This window comes from Sandarakinorhabdus sp., from assembly GCF_031430775.1.
Lineage (GTDB): Bacteria > Pseudomonadota > Alphaproteobacteria > Sphingomonadales > Sphingomonadaceae > Sandarakinorhabdus.
Map to the genome: position 1 here is coordinate 1 of NZ_JANPCD010000064.1, position 3,394 is coordinate 3,394.

3 protein-coding genes and 1 riboswitch are annotated in these 3,394 nt (G+C 63.8%); all 3 genes read left to right on the forward strand.

Annotated features, from left to right (window positions below; all coding sequences use genetic code 11):
* On the forward strand, positions 1-1,297 hold a 1,297-nt coding region (locus tag RMQ73_RS03440; protein ID WP_310496626.1), incomplete at its 5' end, for a prolyl oligopeptidase family serine peptidase.
* A gap of 58 nt (positions 1,298-1,355) precedes the next feature.
* On the forward strand, positions 1,356-2,105 hold the full coding sequence (locus tag RMQ73_RS03445) for a sterol desaturase family protein (RefSeq protein ID WP_310496627.1): 750 nt from the start codon (positions 1,356-1,358) through the stop codon (positions 2,103-2,105).
* Positions 2,106-2,198: 93 nt separating this feature from the next.
* Entirely contained in the window at positions 2,199-2,990 is a 792-nt protein-coding gene (locus RMQ73_RS03450) for a PEPxxWA-CTERM sorting domain-containing protein (protein WP_310496628.1), read from the forward strand.
* A gap of 137 nt (positions 2,991-3,127) precedes the next feature.
* Positions 3,128-3,236, forward strand: a riboswitch (TPP riboswitch).
* The last annotated feature ends 158 nt before the right edge of the window (positions 3,237-3,394 follow it).

Here is a 3,394-nt window from a genome sequence, read left to right on the forward strand (position 1 = left end):
CAGCAACCTTTATCGTGTTTCTCCCACCGGCACAGCTGAACCACAGCGACTGACCAGCTTTGCCGGCGCCGACAACGCGCCCGGCTCGGGCAGCTATCCGGCGTTCAGCCCCGATGGCCGCAGCATCGCCTATGTCGAAGGCGGCCCCGTAGAACTGTTCTCCTATGGCACGCGCCATCTGGCCATCATCCCGGCCATGGGCGGCGAACGGCGGCTGTTGACCGCATCGCTGGACCGCAATGTCACAGGCCCGGTCTGGTCAGCCGACGGCAAGAGCATCAGCGTCATTGTCGAGGATGACGGCGCCGAGCGTATCGCCCGCGTCGATATCGCCAGCGGCCGGATCAGCGATGTGGCAAGTGGCCCACGCGTGTTTTCCGCGCTCACCGGCAATGGCAAGGGGCGCATCGCGGCGCTGCTCTCCACGCCCATGATGCCGCCAGAGGTCGTCGCCTTCGACGGCAACACAGCGCGGCAATTGACCCATCACAACGATGCCTGGCGGGCCAGCGTCACGCTCAGCCCGGTGACCGCAACCAGCTTCCGGAGCAAGGACGGCACCGAGGTGCATGGCTTTGTCACCCTGCCCGCCCAAACACCGGCCCAAACTCTGGCCAAACCCCTGCCCGCCATCCTTTTCAACCATGGCGGCCCGCAGTCGCAGTTCGACTGGAGCTTCAATCCGATGTGGCAGGCACTGGCCGGCCATGGCCTTGCCGTCATCGCGTCCAATCCGCGCGGCGGCACCGGTCGCGGCCAGGATTATGCCAAGGCGATCTATGCCGCCTGGGGCAGTGTCGATGTGCAGGACGCGCTGGCCGCCGTCGATGATGCCGTTGCGCGCGGCATCGCCGATCCGGCCCGGCTGGGCGTTGGCGGCTGGAGCTATGGCGGCATGCTGACCAACTATCTCATCGCGTCCGACACGCGCTTCAAGGCGGCGGTCAGCGGCGCCAGCATCAGCAACGTCATCGCCGGCTATGGCACCGACCAATATGTCAATGACTATGAAACCGAACTCGGCAAGCCGTGGGAAAACCGCGAAGCCTGGGACCGGGTCAGCTATCCGTTCCTGCATAACGACCGCATCGTCACGCCGACGCTGTTCATGGTCGGCCAGGTGGACTGGAACGTGCCGCTGATTGCGTCGGAACAGATGTACCAGGCCCTGCGCAGCCGCGGCATCCCGGCCCGGCTGGTGATCTATCCGGGCGAACATCACGGCGTCAAACGCCCCAGCTTCCTCAAGGACCGCATGACCCGCTGGCTCGGTTGGTATGATCAATACATCAAGTAAGCCGCCGCGACGTTTGCGTCGCTTGCCCATCGCGGCGCTGCATGTGTAACCAGCGGGCATGATCGGCGCAGGCAGCATCTTTCTTGGCGTTCTCGGCATGACGGTAATCGTCGCCGTGCGCTATCTGCTGGTGTCCGGCAGCTTTGCGCTGTGGACGGCACGGCGCGGCATCACCGCCGGCCCGGCCAACCCGCAGCGTCGCCGCGCGCAGATCCGCGCCGAAATCGGCTGGTCGCTGCTGTCGGCGGTCATCTATGCCGTGCCCGCCGGCCTGGCCGTGGAACTGTTCCGCCGTTACGGCTGGACGCAGATGTCGCTGACTGTCGATACGCTGGGCGAAGCCATATGGTGGCCGATCAGCATCGGCGTCTATCTGTTCGCGCATGACACCTGGTTCTACTGGACCCACCGCTGGATGCACACGCCGCGCTGGTTCAAGCGCGTCCACGCCGTCCATCACGCCAGCAAGCCGCCCACCGCCTGGGCCGCCATGAGCTTTCACCCCACCGAGGCCATTTCGGGCGCTGTTCTCATCCCGTCCCTGATGTTCATTGTTCCGATTCACGTTGGTGCACTGGCAGTCGTCCTGACCATCGCCAGCGTCATGGGCGTCACCAATCACATGGGCTGGGAAATGTTCCCGGCGCGCTGGGTGAACGGCTGGTTCGGCCGCCATGTCATCAGCGCATCGCACCACGAGACGCACCATCGGCACTACAATTGCAACTATGGCCTGTATTTCCGTTTCTGGGACCGGCTGTGCGGCACCGACACCGGTTTGGCACAATGGAAAATTAATACTTTATAAACTATTGTAAAAGTTTGATTTTCCGCTGTTGCAGCATTGTCTTGGCCAAAAGTTTACGGTACTCGCTGAGGCGTAAGTTTCAGGGGCAAAATCGTGAGCCATCATTTTGTCGTGGCGATTGCCGCCGTCGTTATCGCTTCTCCGGCGGCTGCGGTGACAACCGTCGTGACCAGCGCGACCTCGGCCGCGACAGTAAACACCGGCGCGTTGGCGAACTCCAACCTGACCGCCGCCTACACGGCTGCAAACGCCATCGTGCTGGTGCCGCGTCTGGCGCTGGCGACGCGCCAGACCATCACCAGCGTGAAGATCGAACTGCTGATCAGCACGACGACCACCGGCACCCTGACCAACGGCACTGGCGACCAATCGGTCCGCACCTACCGCCTTGCCAACAGCTTTGCCGGCACGCTGGTCGGCAAGCTGCCGACGGGCACCGTCCAGACATTCAATCCATCGTTCACCAGCGAAACCAACAATGTGCAAGCAGCCGGTCGCCAGACAGCGAATGTCAATTTCACGTCCGGCGCGCCGCAGCTTGTGAGCACGATCACACTGACCGGCGGCAACCTCAATTTCTTCAACCGCAACGCCTTTCTGGCCGATCCGTTCGACGACGTCTTCAAGATGACGCTGAACATGACCGGCAACAGCGTCGCCTCGCGCCCGCGCGACGCGAACGGCGTCGTGCCGTCCGGCAACATCGGCGCCTTCAACCGTGTGCTGACCACGATCATCAATTCCAGCGTGCGCGTCACTTATGTGTCGCGCGAATGGATCCCCGGTGACGCGCCGGTGCCGGAACCGGCCAGCTGGGCGATGATGATCGCCGGCTTCGGCCTGATTGGCGCCAGCATGCGCCGCCGCCGCTCTGCGCTTGCCTGATTGGCGCCGCCGCGCCGGCATCGCCTGATCGCGATCACCTCAGACACAAAACAGGCCGTGCCCCCGGGCGCGGCCTGTTTTCGTTTGGGCACTGCACAGAAACCGCATGGGCATTCGCTGCGCCGGCGCTATACTGGTGCCAGACCCCGGGGGGCCGGCTTGGACCGGTTGAGAGGCAGCTGTTGGCTGCGACCCGCTGAACCTGATCCGGCTTGAACCGGCGGAGGGAGGGCGCGGCACAATGCCCGCACTCCGTTCGATATAAATGGAGCGCGCACCATGGCCGACATCAACAGCCCCATCGAAATGCCCGTCACCACCGGCGCCCTGCCCGGCAGCCGCAAGATCCATGTCGCCGGCACATTGTTCCGCGGGTCGCAGCCAACAGCTGCCTCTCAACCGGT